A 13,700-nucleotide genomic window follows, 5' to 3' on the forward strand; every position below is an offset into this window, starting at 1 on the left:
CCTTTCAAATCGACCGCTTTTAGGGGCTTTCGCGTCTGCTCGCCGGGGCGTCAGGGGAAGCGCTGCAGGCAGCGGTCGAAGTCGCCGAGCACCCCGGTGCGGTAGGCGTCGATGCGGGAGAAGCCGGCGGGCACCGACTCACCGTTGACGTCGCCGGCAGCCAGACCGTTGGTGAGCAGCCCGGCGACGGCCTCGTCCAGATCGCCTGCGGTCAACGCGATGATGCCGCCGTTGGAGGTGGTGATCCCTTGGGACAGCTTGGTGGTGGCCACTCCGGTCAGGCACGCGGTGCGCAGCGCCGCGGCGGCGTTGTCGAGCACCAAACCCCCGTGCTCGATCTGCACCGCCTGCAGGTACCGCGACATCAGCACCGAATAGGCGGTGTTGTCGCCGGACAGCGTCGCCAACTTCTTGTCCTTGCTCGGGGTGCCCATGGCCTGCAGGGCCGGCAAGTCGACCGCGATGGTGTTGGTCGCCGGACAGTACGACGCCGGCGAGCTGGGACGGGCATCGGTGCACGACGAGCCGGCGGCGGCGTCGAAGGTCAGTTGCGGCGGTTTGGCCGGGGTGAACGCGATGTTCATCGCCTCGACGATGAGCCGCACCGACGCCTCGCTGACGGGTACCTCACCGGTCTCGTTCTGCTGCAGCTGCACGGGTAGGTCGCCGCGACGTTGTTCGATCTCCTTGGCGTCGATGGCCTTACATGATCCGGCGCCGTCGGTAAACCCGAATTGGAACGCCGAGATCCGCTCGAAGGCCGAGCCGTGTTCATTGTCGCCGATGGTTTCTCCGGGGTTCAGCAGCGGATCGCGCAGCGCCAGCATCGCGGCCAACACGGCGTTCAACCCGTCACCGGTGCTGAGCGTGAAGCGGGGCGAGTCACCGTGGGCGACCCAGCGCAGGTAGACCCCCGCCAGACAGTCGGCCTGCTGCTCCGCCACCAGGGTCGGGGTCTGGCGCCGTTTGGTGATCCCGGCCGCGCGGGCGATCGCGTGGCCGTACTCATGAGCGAGCACCATGGTGATCGCCATGTCCCCGTAGGCGCTGCGCAGCGCCGGCAACAGCAACCGGCGATCCCACCCGATGGTGTGGTCCAGGTAGCAGTAGGCGGCGTTGACCAGCAGGAAAGTCCTACTCTTGCAGAACGTTCCGCGTAGCTGCCCGGGATCCCACGAGAGCAGCGATTTCACCGGCTCGAAATCGCCGTCAAAGGTGTTGGGATAGCTGACCGTCCAGAACGCCTCGAGATCACTGACCGACTGGGCGGCGAGCTGGTCGATGCGACCGCCGTCGGTGCCGGCGACCTCGCGGCTCGGTGGCGGGGCGTCGGGTCGCAGCCCGGTGGGCCCGTCGACCGCCTGCAGGCCGCCCACCCGGAAAGGGTCGGCGAAGATCGACACCGGATGACCGTCCAGCATCCGGGCGCATCCGCTCAACAGCAGCACCCAGATGCAGGCGGTGGCAAGAACACGGTGCCGTCGGCGGCCAGGTCGCATGGGACATCACGATAGTGCGCTCAACCGGCGCGCAGCCGCTGCAGTGCCAGACGGACCTTGGCGGTGTCGGTCGTCGCCCAGAACGGCGGCAGCGATGCCCGCAGATAACCGGCGTAGCGGGCGGTCGCCATCCGCGAGTCGAGCACCGCCACCACCCCCCGGTCGTCGACGCTGCGCAGCAACCGGCCCGCACCCTGGGCCAGCAACAGTGCGGCATGGTTGGCAGCGACCGCCATGAAACCGTTGCCCCCGCGGGCACTCACCGCGCGCTGCCGAGCGGTCAGCAGCGGGTCGTCGGGCCGCGGGAACGGGATGCGGTCGATGAGCACCAGCGACAGCGACGGGCCGGGTACGTCGACGCCCTGCCACAGCGACAATGTGCCGAACAGCGAGGTGTCGGCGTCGGCAGCGAACTGCTCGACCAACGCTCCGGTGGTGTCGTCGCCCTGGCACAGCACCGGGGTGTCCAGCCGTTCCCGCATCGCCTCGGCCGCGGCGCGCGCCGCGCGCATCGAGGAGAACAGACCCAGGGTGCGCCCGCCGGCCGCGGTGATCAGCCCGGCGATCTCGTCGAGCTGTGCCTGCGTTCCGGTGCCGTCACGACCGGGCGGCGGCAGGTGCGCGGCCACGTACAGGATCCCGGCTTTGGCGTGCGCAAACGGTGACCCGACATCCAGCCCGCGCCAACGCGCATCGCCGGACTGTGCGCCGCCGGTCAAGCCCCAGGCGCCGGCCATCGCGTCGAAGGAACCGCCGATCGTCAGCGTGGCGGAGGTCAGTACCGTCGTCGCCCGGGCGAACAGCCGCTCCCGCAACAGGCCGGCCACTGCCAGCGGTGCCACCCGCAGCACCGGACGCACCGATCCCCGGTTGTCTTCGTGGCTGAGCCACACCACGTCGGAGCGCTCGGGGATCGCCGGCTCGAACGAGGCCAGAATCCGCGCGGCGGTGTCGGCGATCTCGGAGAGTGCGGCGACCGCCTCCTTGCGGGCGGCGGCGGCTTTGGGGTCAGCCGGTGCAGTGTCGATCGCCGAGCGGACCGCGCCGGCGGCATCGCGCAGCGCGGCCAGGTAGGTCGCCAGCTCGTCGTCGAGGTGATCCATCCGCCCGGGGGTGCCGTCGTGAATCGCCGAGCCGAACGTCAGCGATGCGGCATCGAGGCGCTGCGCCAGTTCCGGGGAAACCAACCGGCTGATCCGCCGCACCGCGGCACTGAGCGTGGCCGCGGTCAGCTCCCCGGTGGCCACCGACGTCACCCGGTCCACCAGCTCGTGCGCCTCGTCGACCACCAGCAGTTGGTGCACGGGCAAAACGTTGGTCTCCGAGATGGCATCGATCGCCAGCAGGGCGTGATTGGTGACGACGATATCGGCCTCGGCGGCGACGGCGCGGGCTCGCTCGGCGAAGCAGTCGATACCGAATTGGCAGCGGGTTGCGCCCAGGCATTCCCGCGCCGACACGCTGACTTGAGACCAGGACCGCTCGGGTACACCGGGTTTGAGGTCGTCGCGGTCGCCGGAGTCGGTGGTCTGCGCCCAGGCGGTGAGCCGCTGCACGTCGCGGCCCAGGGCGCTGGCGGCGAACGGCTCGAACAGTTCCTCCTGGGGCGCCTCGTCCGACTCATCAGCTGATCCACTGTGGATCTTGTTCAAGCAGAGGTAATTTCGTCTGCCCTTGAGCAGAGCGAAGGTGGGACGCCGGGGGAGCACAGCTTCGAGTGCGTCGGCCAGGCGCGGCAGGTCGCGGTCCACGAGCTGGCGCTGCAGCGCGATGGTCGCGGTCGACACCACCACTGGATGGTCGTCGGTCACCGCTCGGGCGATCGCGGGGACCAGGTAGGCCAGTGATTTGCCGGTGCCAGTGCCGGCTTGCACCGCCAGGTGTTCGCCGTTGTCGAAGGCCTGTGCCACCGCCTCGGCCATGCGTACCTGGCCGTCGCGTTGGCTGCCGCCCAGGGCGGCTACCGCGGCGCCGAGCAGCTCGGGGACGGAGGGGTCAGCCATGGTGTGCTCACGGTAGCCCGCCTCGGACGGGCGTCGTCATGTCCTCACGTCGCCCCGGGCGTCCCGGTGGCGAGATAGGTTCCGTGCCCCTCGACGACCTGGCCGTCCTCGTCGAAGCGCAATACCTCGTTGACGAGGCCGTCGTTTTGGTTGCGGTAGGTGATGACGACGGTGTCGATGCCCCGATAGACGGCTTCGACGACGAAATGCAGATCCGTCAGCCGCTCCAGCGCTGCGGTCCAATAGCGGCGCAGCGCGGGTTTCCCACGGATCACCCCCGCCGTCTCGGGAAACATCTGGGCGGCCACCGGCGAGGTGAAGAGCACGTCATCTCGAAAGTGCGCCAGCACCGCCTCCACGTCGTGGGCGTTCCAGGCCCGGGCCCACTGCCGGCTGAAGGCCGTCGCATCGAGCTTCATTCCGCGAACTGTAGCGACACGACCACCCTGGACCCCACTCATTTGCCTGCTGATTCGCATACCCTGTGGCGATGACCAGCCAGCGATTGCCCGGCGGAGCGGTGCACGAACTCCCAGACGATCTGCGCGACGGGTTGGCCGTCAGCGCCACCGCGTTGGCGGCGTGGCAGGACATTACGCCGTTGGCGCGCAACGAGTTCATCTGCTGGGTCGAGGACGCCAAGCAGGCCAAAACCCGCGAACGACGCATCCGCCGGACCCGCGAGGAGCTGGAGGAAGGCAAACGGCGCCCGTGCTGCTGGCCCGGGTGCAAGCACCGCGAACGCAACGGCCGTTAGGCCGACGACCTGGGTTCACCGGCGATCACCCGGGTCGGTATCGCCGGCTCACCGTGCGCGAGCTTCAGTCCCTCCCAGGGCAGACTGTGCAGTCCGGAAGCCACGCGGTCGCGGGCCGCGGCCAGGGCCGTCGCTCCGGTACCGGTGACCACCTCGCCACCGCGCACCAGCGGAACGGTCAGCAGCCGGTTCGGTTCGTTGACCTCCGGCGGCCGGCCGGCGGGGTAGACGACCTCCTCGACGAGGGTGCCGCTCGACCGCGACACCCGCAGCGCCTGCTTGCGCCCGCCCGCCGACGTCTTGTCGGTGCTGCGCTTGTGCACCGGCACACCATCCACCTCGACCAGCTTGTAGACGAACCCGGCCGCCGGCGCACCCGATCCGGTCACCAGCGCGGTGCCGACGCCGTAACTGTCGACTGGGGCGGCTCGCAGCGCCGCAATGGCGAACTCGTCGAGATCACCGGAGACCACGATCTTGGTCGCGGTGGCGCCCAACCGGTCCAGCTGGTCGCGGACCTGATGGGCCAGCACCGCCAGCTCGCCCGAGTCGATCCGGACCGCGCCGAGCCGCGGGCCGGCCGCCTCCACGGCACGGGCCACTCCGGTGGTGACGTCGTAGGTGTCGACCAACAGCGTGGTGTCGACACCCTGCGCGGCGACCTGGGAGCGGAATGCCGCCAGTTCGCCGGCATCGTCGGCGCCGGTGTGCAGCAGGGTGAAGGCGTGCGCGCTGGTGCCCAGCACCGGCACGCCGAAGCTGCGGTGCGCTTCCAGATTGGACGTCCCGGCGAACCCGGCCAGGTAGGCGGCGCGGGCCGCGGCGACGGCGGCCTGCTCGTGGGTGCGCCGTGACCCCATCTCGATCAGCGGCCGGTCACCGGCCGCGCTGACCATCCGGGCGGCCGCCGAGGCGATGGCGGTGTCGTGGTTGAAGATCGACAGCAGCAGTGTCTCCAGCACGATGCACTCGGCGAAGCTGCCGTGCACGCTGAGCACCGGTGACCCGGCGAAGTACAACTCGCCCTCGGCGTAACCGTCGACGTCACCGCGAAAGCGGAAATCTCCCAGGTACCGCAAGGTCTCCGGGTCCAGGAACTCCGCGAGCAGGCTCAGCGCGGCGTCGTCGAAGCAGAACGCGGTCAGCGCCGCCAGGAAACGGTCGGTGCCGGCGACCACCCCGTAGCGGCGGCCTTCGGGGAGCCGGCGGGCGAACAATTCGAAGCTGGTCCGCCGGCTGGCCGTGCCGTCGCGCAGCGCCGCGGCCAGCATGGTCAGCTCGTACTTGTCGGTGAGCAGCCCACCGCAGCGGGCCGAGGTGTCCACCCGCCAACCGTATCGGCTGGACTCGACCCCACCTCGGCTCGGTATCCTGAGCGGTATGGCCACGTCAGCAGCGACGTCCACCCCGGTGAAACCGCAGGGCACCGGCCAGCGGCAGGCTGACCCGGTCGAGGACACCGCCTCGCCCTGGGTGACCATCGTCTGGGACGACCCGGTCAACCTGATGACCTATGTGACATATGTCTTTCAGAAGCTGTTCGGTTACAGCGAGCCGCACGCGACCAAACTGATGTTGCAGGTGCACCACGAGGGCAAGGCCGTGGTGTCTGCCGGGAGCCGGGAGTCGATGGAGGTCGACGTGTCCAAACTGCATGCCGCCGGGTTGTGGGCGACCATGCAGCAGGACCGCTGAGACGCCAACCGAAGGGAACCGGGCCCTACCGTGCACAAGTGGAAGCGGGTTGAAACCGACGACGGCCCCCGCTTCCGGTCCGCGCTGGCACTGCATGAGGCTGCGCTGCTCCGGAATCTGGTCGGCTCGATCGACGGCATGCTCGAGGCGCGTCAATCCGCCTCTCCGCCGGATGAACTCGAGCAGATAACCGGGATCCGGACCGGCAACGCCAACCCGCCGGAGGACGCCACCACGCGGCGGCTGCTGCCGGACTTCTACCGGCCCGAGGGTGACGGTGGGCCGGCCGAGGACTCCACCGTTGATGTGACCGGCCTGAACGCTGCGCTGCGCAGTCTGCACGAGCCGGAGATCATCGATGCGAAACGCGCTGCAGCACAACAGCTCCTGGACTCACTGCCGGAGCAGGGCGGTCGTTTCGAGCTGACCGAGGAGCAGGCGAACGCCTGGATCGCGGCGGTCAACGACATTCGTCTGGCGCTGGGCACCATGCTGCAGATCGGTCCCGACGGCCCGGAGCGGCTGCAACCGGGTGATCCGATGGCCGGTCAGCTCAGCGTCTATCAGTGGCTCACCGTGCTGCAGGAATACCTGGTGGTCGCCTTGATGGGACGGCGATGACGGGCATGGGTTCGATCACCGATGTCGCCGGCATCCGGGTGGGTCACCATCACCGGCTCGATCCGGATGCGACGCTCGGGTCCGGTTGGGCCAGCGGGGTCACCGTGGTGTTGACGCCACCGGGGACGGTCGGTGCCGTCGACTGTCGTGGGGGCGCGCCGGGAAGCCGGGAGACCGATCTGTTGGACCCGGCCAACAGCGTGCGCTGGGTGGATGCGGTGGTGCTCTCCGGCGGGAGCGCCTACGGCCTGGCGACCGCCGACGGGGTGATGACCTGGCTGGAGGAGCAGGGCCGCGGGGTAGCGCTGGACGGCGGCGTGGTGCCGATCGTGCCGGCCGCGGTCATCTTCGACCTGCCGGTCGGAGGCTGGGATCGGCGGCCCACTGCGCAATTCGGCTATGCCGCCGCCGCGGCGGCCGCCGGGCCCGGTGGCCAGAATCCGGCCGTCGGCAGCGTCGGCGCCGGAGTCGGGGCCCGGGCCGGGGTCCTCAAGGGCGGGGTGGGCACCGCATCGGCCACCCTCGAACTCGAGCAACACACCGTGACGGTGGGGGCGCTGGTCGTGGTGAACCCCACCGGCGAGGTCATCGACGCCACGACCGGCCTGCCCTGGTCGGCCCATCTCGTCGAGGAATTCGGTCTGACCGCGCCGCCGTCCGAACAGCTGGCGATGCTCGCCGGGTTGGAGCCCAAGTCCGTCGCGCTCAACACCACCATCGCGGTGGTGGCTACCGACGCCGCGCTCAGCCCGGCCGGCTGCCGGCGGGTGGCGATCGCCGCCCAAGACGGGCTGGCGCGCACCATCCGGCCCGCCCATACCCCGGTGGACGGCGACACGGTGTTCGCGTTGGCGACCGGGGCCGTGGCGGTTCCGCCGCTGGCGGGCACCCCGGCCGCGATGTCGCAGGAGACCGGGCTGATCACGGCGGTCGGTGCGGCCGCGGCGGACTGCCTGGCGCGAGCGGTGCTGGTCGGGTTGCTTTCCGCCGATCCGGTGGCCGGAATAGCGAGCTACCGGGACACGTTGCCGGGGGCATTCGCCAACAAGGCCACGGGGAGGTCGTGACAACTGTGGGCAAGACCTCCCGGACCGGCGCGTCGCCCGCGCCACGGCCCGACAAGAAGTCGGTCTGGCGCACCGGCGGTACCACCGTGGCGGCATTCGTCGCGCTGCTCTACCTCATCGAAGCCGTCGATCAGCTCGGCGGGCACCGGCTGGACCGCAACGGCATCCGGCCACTTCAGACCGACGGCCTGTGGGGGGTGCTGTTCGCGCCGCTGCTGCACGCCAACTGGGGGCATCTGCTGGCGAATACCGGTCCGGCGCTGGTCCTCGGTTTCCTGGTGACCTTGGCGGGGCAGTCCCGGTTCCTGCTCGCCACCGCGATCGTGTGGCTCCTCGGCGGGCTGGGTACCTGGCTGATCGGCAATGTCGGCTCGGCGTGCGGGCCCACCGACCACATCGGTGCCTCCGGGCTGATCTTCGGCTGGTTGGCGTTCCTGGTGGTGTTCGGGCTGTTCACCCGCCGAATTTGGCAGATCGTGGTCGGATTCGTGGTGTTGGTGCTCTACGGCGGGATTCTCTGGGGGGCAGTGCCGGTGCTGAACGTTTGTGGCGGGGTGTCCTGGCAGGGTCACCTGTGCGGGGCGATCGCCGGGGTGGTGGCCGCCTACCTGCTGTCAGGCCCCGAGCGCAAAGCCCGCGAGCGGCGGCGGGCGGTATCGGCGTGATCGGGATCTTCGACTCCGGGGTCGGCGGGCTGACCGTCGCACGTTCCATCATCGATCAGCTGCCCGACGAGGACATCGTCTATGTCGGTGACACCGGCAACGGGCCCTACGGCCCGCTGACCATCCCGGAGGTCCGCGCGCACGCGCTGGCCATCGGCGACGATCTGGTCGACCGGGGCGTCAAGGCCTTGGTGATCGCCTGCAACACCGCGTCGGCCGCGTGCCTGCGCGATGCCCGGGAGCGCTACGACGTGCCCGTCGTCGAGGTGATCCTGCCGGCGGTGCGCCGGGCGGTGGCCACCACCCGCAACGGCCGGATCGGGGTGATCGGCACCCAAGCGACCATCACCAGTCACGCCTATCAGGACGCGTTCGCCGCGGCCCGCGACACCGAGATCACCGCGGTGGCCTGCCCGCGCTTCGTGGACTTCGTCGAACGCGGTATCACCAGCGGTCGGCAGGTGTTGGGGCTCGCCGAGGGCTACCTGGAGCCGCTGCAGCGCGCCGGAGTCGACACCCTGGTGCTGGGCTGCACCCACTACCCGCTGCTGTCGGGGTTGATCCAGCTGGCGATGGGTGAGCAGGTGACACTGGTGTCCAGCGCTGAGGAGACCGCCAAGGAGCTGCTGCGGGTGCTGACCGAGCTCGATCTGCTGCGCCCGCATGGGGCCGCCCCGGCGACCCGGGTGTTCGAGGCGACCGGCGACCCCGAGGCGTTCGCCGCATTGGCCACGCGATTTCTGGGCCCGGCCATCACCGGCGTCGGAGCCGTCCGTCGTCACGCCCCGTTGAGTTAGCCGTGCGGCGTGATTTCGATGACGAATAGCGGGCAAAGCGCTCGTGTCTTGGTCATCGTTGCGACGAACATGGCACAGTAGGGAACGTGCGACTCACCGTGCTCGGCTGCTCCGGCAGTGTGGTGGGTCCGGACTCGCCGGCATCGGGCTACCTGTTGCAGGCTCCGGACACCCCGCCGCTGGTCATCGACTTCGGGGGCGGGGTGCTCGGCGCGCTGCAGCGGCACGTCGATCCGGGTTCTGTGTGTGTGCTGTTGTCGCACCTGCATGCCGACCACTGCCTGGACCTACCGGGACTGTTCGTCTGGCGCCGCTACCACCCGTCGGTGGCAACCCAGCCGTTCGCCAAGGGCTTCATCTACGGGCCGAGCGACACCTGGTCGCGGATGGGTGCCGCGTCCTCGCCGTACGGCGGTGAGATCGACGACATCACCGACATCTTCGATGTGCACACCTGGGTGGACGGCGAACCGGTCGAGTGCGGAACGGTCAGTGTGCAGCCCCGGCTGGTCTGTCACCCGACCGAGTCGTTCGGAATGCGGATCACCGACGCATCCGGGGCGACCCTGGTCTACAGCGGTGACACCGGCTACTGCGACGGGGTGATCGAGCTCGCCCGCGGCGCCGATGTCTTCTTGTGTGAGGCGTCGTGGACCCACGAGGCCAACCGGCCGCCGAATCTGCATCTGTCCGGCACCGAGGCCGGCCGCATTGCGGCAGCCGCCGGCGTCGGCCAACTGCTGCTCACCCATATCCCGCCCTGGACCTCGCGGGAGGACGTCATCGGCGAGGCCAAAGCCGAGTTCGACGGGCCGGTGCACGCGGTGGTGTGTGACGAGAGTTTCGACATCCAGCGGGGTTGACCCGGGCGATCACCATTAGGGTTGACCGCGTGTCCAAACGAGAAGACGGTCGCCTCGACGACGAGTTGCGCCCGGTCGTCATCACCCGCGGGTTCACCTCGAACCCGGCCGGGTCGGTGCTGGTCGAATTCGGCAACACCCGGGTCATGTGCACGGCCAGCGTCACCGAAGGCGTGCCGCGCTGGCGCAAAGGCTCCGGGCGCGGTTGGCTGACCGCGGAGTACGCCATGCTGCCCGCCGCCACGCACAGCCGCTCCGACCGTGAATCGGTCAAGGGCCGGGTCGGTGGGCGCACCCAGGAGATCAGCCGGCTGGTCGGCCGCTCGCTGCGGGCCTGTATCGACCTAGCCGCGCTGGGGGAGAACACCATCGCGATCGACTGCGATGTGTTGCAAGCCGACGGCGGCACCCGCACCGCGGCGATCACCGGAGCCTACGTGGCGCTCGCCGACGCGGTCACCTACCTGTCGGCGGCCGGCAAGTTGTCGGATCCGCGCCCGCTGTCGTGCGCCATCTCGGCCGTCAGCGTCGGTGTGGTCGACGGCCGGGTCCGCGTGGATCTTCCGTATGAGGAGGACTCCCGCGCCGAGGTCGACATGAACGTCGTCGCTACCGACACCGGAACCCTGGTGGAGATCCAGGGCACCGGCGAGGGGGCGACCTTCCCGCGTTCGACCCTGGACAAGATGCTCGATGCGGCCCTGGTCGCCTGCGAGAAGTTGTTCGTGGTGCAGCGCGAAGCGTTGGAACTGCCCTATCCCGGGGTGCTGCCGGAGGGGCCGGCACCGAAGAAGGCGTTCGGCAGCTGATCGATGTACAGGTGCCTAGCTATCCCGAGACTAGGGTCATCGCAATTTTGCGTTGGTTGGGTACTTGACTTTGCTAAGTAGCTCAACTAATCGATCGCATCGACCCGTTTAGCGGGGTAAACGCACTTGGCCGCCAAAGCGGCGGATGTTGCGTAATATCGCTGATCAGCGATCGGGCTCATGGAAGGGCATCGGATGAGCCAACTGACACCCGGCGAGCGCAATGAGTTGGCGGTCTTGTTGAGCGGGCCGCCGAAGGACAGGGGTTCGAGGACAGCCAACAGAAGAGCTCGGCGCAAACGGCGTCCTCAACCGAATCTGCTCGATGGACATACCCAATCGCTAGTCGCCGCGAAGTCAGCAGCACTGAATTTCGTTAAGCCTCCCCGGAAAATCTACGCGAAGACACTTGCTACGGTCATGGCAAAGTATTGGAATGAGGAGTTGACCCCGCGGCAACGCCAGCAGCTTGAGCGCGAGCTAGTGGACCACGGTTACCCCGTCGTGGGATCTGCTCAGCAGGCGCTTGTCCGCTATGTCACGGACGAGCTTGAAAAGCGCGGTCACATCTTGAAACCAGCGCCATTGCCCGTCGTGCCGAAACGGAACCGGGTCGAGCCGCGAATATCTAGACCTGCCCGGGTTAATCCAGTAGTGATCAGGCAGTTCAGTACCGATTCGTGGTCCGCCGACAGTGCGCTGAAGAGGATGGGCTACAAAGTGGGGAAAGGTGGACTGCACCCGGAGATGAGACGCCGCATCCTGGATCAGGCCTACCGCTCTGAGGACATTGACGGTTGGGGCCGACCGAGTAGCCGGCAGCGTTTGGACGCGATGCGGCAGCTGATTTCGCGAAGCGTGCAGCTTGCAAGAGCTCGTCGCAAAGGTGACTTCGGACAAGCGATTTCGGACTGGGAGGCAGATCTTGATTGGTTAGAGTCGAACTACCGCCGCTAAGGCGAAGACACAAAGGTGCTTAGAAGCGCTGTGTCCCTAACTTACCGCCATTAACCGTGATAGGAGAGCGCGGCTGTGAGATTTGTTGCTCAGGGCAGATGCTGACTGACATTTTGGTCGCCAGCCGCAACCGCAAGAAGCTGGCCGAACTCAGCCGGGTGCTCGAGCACGCCGGTATCTCGGGCCTGCGCCCGATCTCGCTGGACGAAGTCGCGCCGTTCCCCGAAGCACCCGAAACCGGGACGACGTTTGAGGACAACGCGCTGGCCAAGGCGCGTGACGGTTATCGGGCGACCGGATTGCCTTGCGTCGCAGACGATTCCGGCTTGACAGTGGACGCGCTCAACGGCATGCCCGGTGTGCTGTCGGCGCGCTGGTCGGGTGAGCACGGCAACGACGGCGCCAACACCGCCCTGCTGCTGGCCCAACTGCGTGACGTTCCCGATGAGCGGCGCGGTGCGGCATTCGTGTCGGCTTGCGCGCTGGTCTGGGGCAGCGGAGCCGACCACGAGGTGGTGGTGCGCGGCGAATGGTCGGGCAGCATCGCCCGGGAACCCCGCGGCGACGGGGGCTTCGGCTACGACCCGGTGTTCGTCCCCGCCGATGCCGTGCGCACCGCGGCGCAGCTGAGCCCAGCGGAGAAGGATGCCGCCTCGCACCGCGGCCGGGCGTTGGCGCTGCTGCTACCGGCGCTGCGGCAGCTCGCGGACTGAGCCGTGCCGCTAGCGCTCGGCGCAGAGTTCGCCGGTTACCGCATCGAACGCCTGCTCGGCTCGGGCGCCATGGGCGAGGTGTATCTGGCCCGGCACCCGAGGTTGCCGCGTCGCGACGCGCTCAAAGTGCTGCCCGCCGATCTGACCGGCGACAGCGAGTTCCGCCGGCGGTTCCAGCTGGAAGCTGATCTGGCGGCGACGCTGTTTCACCCCAACATCGTCGGCGTCCATGACCGCGGCGAATTCGATGGGCAGCTCTGGATCGCCATGGATTACGTGGACGGCACCGATGCGGCGCGTTTCATCGCCGACCGGTACCCGGGCGGGATGCCAGAAGGCGAAGCGCTGACGGTCGTCGGCGCGATCGCCGAGGCTCTCGACCACGCGCACCAGCGCGGGCTGCTGCATCGCGACGTCAAACCGGCGAACATCCTGATCGCCGAACCCGAAGGCGAATCCCAGCGGATCCTGTTGGCCGACTTCGGCATCGTCCGGCAACTGGGCGTCACCAACGGGCTGACCGCCACCAACTTCACCGTCGGCACGCTGTGCTACGCCGCACCCGAACAGCTGCGGGGCGAGGATCTGGACGGCCGGGCCGACCAATACGCGCTGGCGGCCACCGCATTTCATCTGCTCGCCGGGGTGCCGCCGTTCCGCGACGAGAACCCGGTGACGATCATCAGCCGGCATTTGACCGCCGCCCCGCCGCGGCTCAGCGAGCGACGACCGGAATTGGCTCACTTGGATGCGGTGCTGACCACCGGCCTGGCCAAGGATCCCGCCGAGCGGTTCGGTGACTGCCGCGACTTCGCCCGGGCGCTCGCTGGGGCTGCCGTTCAAGAGCCGGTGGCGGTCGCGGCCGGCATGGGTCGGCGCCGCTGGCCGTGGCTGGTCGGTGGCGCCGCGGTGCTGGCAGGGGTGGCCGGTGTTCTCGGGGTGGCCGATAGCGGTGGTGAGCAGGATGGCCTGGTGCCACCTCCACCGACCACCACCACCGTGCATCCGACGCACCGGGTGACCGTCACCGTGACCGAGCCGGCCGCGCCGCCGGCGCCGCTGATGTCCCCACCGGTGCCGGCACCGTCTCCGTCGTTCGTACCGCCACCGGTGACGTCGATCGAGCCCGTCGCGCCACCGGCCGGGGCGAGTGCCGTTTGCCGCGACGGCAGCTACTCATTCAGTAGGCACCGCAGCGGCGCGTGCTCCAACCACGGTGGGGTGCAGCGGTGGGTGAACCCGCCTCCGGGATGA

At 68.8% G+C, this 13,700-nt stretch carries 15 protein-coding genes; 11 read left to right on the forward strand and 4 right to left on the reverse strand.

Annotated elements, in window-relative coordinates; all coding sequences use genetic code 11:
• Positions 1 to 50 precede the first annotated feature (50 nt).
• From AC5Y4Q_RS16010 to AC5Y4Q_RS16020, 3 genes are read right to left on the reverse strand one after another with little or no spacing between them, the layout of a single operon-like run.
• Positions 51 to 1,499 (reverse strand): neutral zinc metallopeptidase, encoded by a 1,449-nt coding sequence (locus tag AC5Y4Q_RS16010; RefSeq protein WP_064922457.1) that lies wholly within the window; start codon positions 1,497 to 1,499, stop codon positions 51 to 53.
• 20 nt (positions 1,500 to 1,519) lie between these two features.
• On the reverse strand, positions 1,520 to 3,502 hold the full coding sequence (locus tag AC5Y4Q_RS16015; protein WP_064922458.1) for an ATP-dependent DNA helicase: 1,983 nt from the start codon (positions 3,500 to 3,502) through the stop codon (positions 1,520 to 1,522).
• 44 nt (positions 3,503 to 3,546) lie between these two features.
• Positions 3,547 to 3,921, reverse strand: a complete 375-nt coding sequence (locus tag AC5Y4Q_RS16020; RefSeq protein WP_064922459.1) for a nuclear transport factor 2 family protein — start codon at positions 3,919 to 3,921, stop codon at positions 3,547 to 3,549.
• A gap of 71 nt (positions 3,922 to 3,992) precedes the next feature.
• Here AC5Y4Q_RS16020 and AC5Y4Q_RS16025 point away from each other — a divergent pair, with 71 nt between their 5' ends.
• Positions 3,993 to 4,259, forward strand: coding sequence for a YdeI/OmpD-associated family protein (locus AC5Y4Q_RS16025; RefSeq protein ID WP_064922470.1), 267 nt, complete (start codon positions 3,993 to 3,995; stop codon positions 4,257 to 4,259).
• On the opposite strand, the gene AC5Y4Q_RS16030 is transcribed toward AC5Y4Q_RS16025, so the two are convergent.
• Positions 4,256 to 5,584, reverse strand: a complete 1,329-nt coding sequence (locus AC5Y4Q_RS16030; protein WP_267887753.1) for a nicotinate phosphoribosyltransferase — start codon at positions 5,582 to 5,584, stop codon at positions 4,256 to 4,258. The two genes, AC5Y4Q_RS16025 and AC5Y4Q_RS16030, sit on opposite strands and share 4 nt — an antisense overlap.
• Positions 5,585 to 5,639: 55 nt before the next feature.
• Between AC5Y4Q_RS16030 and clpS the strand changes: the two genes are divergently transcribed.
• The 10 genes from clpS (at position 5,640) to AC5Y4Q_RS16080 (ending at position 13,700) form a co-directional block, all read left to right on the forward strand.
• Complete coding sequence (clpS, locus tag AC5Y4Q_RS16035; RefSeq protein ID WP_064922460.1) at positions 5,640 to 5,954, forward strand: ATP-dependent Clp protease adapter ClpS; 315 nt, start codon at positions 5,640 to 5,642, stop codon at positions 5,952 to 5,954.
• A gap of 30 nt (positions 5,955 to 5,984) precedes the next feature.
• Positions 5,985 to 6,575 carry an oxidative stress transcriptional regulator AosR gene (gene aosR, locus AC5Y4Q_RS16040; RefSeq protein WP_064922461.1) on the forward strand — a complete coding sequence of 197 codons (591 nt, stop codon included), beginning with the start codon at positions 5,985 to 5,987 and terminating at the stop codon, positions 6,573 to 6,575.
• Positions 6,576 to 6,580: 5 nt separating this feature from the next.
• Positions 6,581 to 7,642 (forward strand): P1 family peptidase, encoded by a 1,062-nt coding sequence (locus tag AC5Y4Q_RS16045; RefSeq protein ID WP_064922462.1) that lies wholly within the window; start codon positions 6,581 to 6,583, stop codon positions 7,640 to 7,642.
• A 5-nt stretch (positions 7,643 to 7,647) separates the two neighbouring features.
• Positions 7,648 to 8,307, forward strand: coding sequence for a rhomboid family intramembrane serine protease (locus AC5Y4Q_RS16050; RefSeq protein WP_064922463.1), 660 nt, complete (start codon positions 7,648 to 7,650; stop codon positions 8,305 to 8,307).
• Positions 8,298 to 9,104, forward strand: coding sequence for a glutamate racemase (murI, locus tag AC5Y4Q_RS16055; RefSeq protein WP_109535691.1), 807 nt, complete (start codon positions 8,298 to 8,300; stop codon positions 9,102 to 9,104). Before AC5Y4Q_RS16050 ends, murI begins: the two co-directional genes overlap by 10 nt.
• An 86-nt stretch (positions 9,105 to 9,190) precedes the next feature.
• Entirely contained in the window at positions 9,191 to 9,967 is a 777-nt protein-coding gene (locus tag AC5Y4Q_RS16060; RefSeq protein WP_064922465.1) for a cyclic nucleotide-degrading phosphodiesterase, read from the forward strand.
• Positions 9,968 to 9,996: 29 nt separating this feature from the next.
• Entirely contained in the window at positions 9,997 to 10,776 is a 780-nt protein-coding gene (gene rph, locus AC5Y4Q_RS16065; protein WP_064922466.1) for a ribonuclease PH, read from the forward strand.
• Between the two features lie 195 nt (positions 10,777 to 10,971).
• Positions 10,972 to 11,733, forward strand: a complete 762-nt coding sequence (locus tag AC5Y4Q_RS16070) for a hypothetical protein (protein ID WP_125225681.1) — start codon at positions 10,972 to 10,974, stop codon at positions 11,731 to 11,733.
• A 98-nt stretch (positions 11,734 to 11,831) separates the two neighbouring features.
• Positions 11,832 to 12,446: an RdgB/HAM1 family non-canonical purine NTP pyrophosphatase gene (rdgB, locus tag AC5Y4Q_RS16075; RefSeq protein ID WP_125225682.1), complete on the forward strand. Its 615-nt coding sequence runs from the start codon at positions 11,832 to 11,834 to the stop codon at positions 12,444 to 12,446.
• A gap of 3 nt (positions 12,447 to 12,449) precedes the next feature.
• On the forward strand, positions 12,450 to 13,700 hold the full coding sequence (locus AC5Y4Q_RS16080) for a protein kinase domain-containing protein (RefSeq protein ID WP_125225683.1): 1,251 nt from the start codon (positions 12,450 to 12,452) through the stop codon (positions 13,698 to 13,700).

The organism is Mycobacterium sp. NGS16, from assembly GCF_059813225.1.

What these genes read in the sequence shown, in the direction of transcription:
- AC5Y4Q_RS16020 (WP_064922459.1), bottom strand. Translation starts at nt 3,921, where the DNA reads ATGAAGCTCGATGCGACGGCCTTCAGCCGGCAGTGGGCCCGGGCCTGG.
- AC5Y4Q_RS16010 (WP_064922457.1), bottom strand. Translation starts at nt 1,499, where the DNA reads ATGCGACCTGGCCGCCGACGGCACCGTGTTCTTGCCACCGCCTGCATC.
- rdgB (WP_125225682.1), top strand. Translation starts at nt 11,832, where the DNA reads ATGCTGACTGACATTTTGGTCGCCAGCCGCAACCGCAAGAAGCTGGCC.
- AC5Y4Q_RS16045 (WP_064922462.1), top strand. Translation starts at nt 6,581, where the DNA reads ATGGGTTCGATCACCGATGTCGCCGGCATCCGGGTGGGTCACCATCAC.
- AC5Y4Q_RS16070 (WP_125225681.1), top strand. Translation starts at nt 10,972, where the DNA reads ATGAGCCAACTGACACCCGGCGAGCGCAATGAGTTGGCGGTCTTGTTG.
- AC5Y4Q_RS16015 (WP_064922458.1), bottom strand. Translation starts at nt 3,502, where the DNA reads ATGGCTGACCCCTCCGTCCCCGAGCTGCTCGGCGCCGCGGTAGCCGCC.
- clpS (WP_064922460.1), top strand. Translation starts at nt 5,640, where the DNA reads ATGGCCACGTCAGCAGCGACGTCCACCCCGGTGAAACCGCAGGGCACC.
- AC5Y4Q_RS16025 (WP_064922470.1), top strand. Translation starts at nt 3,993, where the DNA reads ATGACCAGCCAGCGATTGCCCGGCGGAGCGGTGCACGAACTCCCAGAC.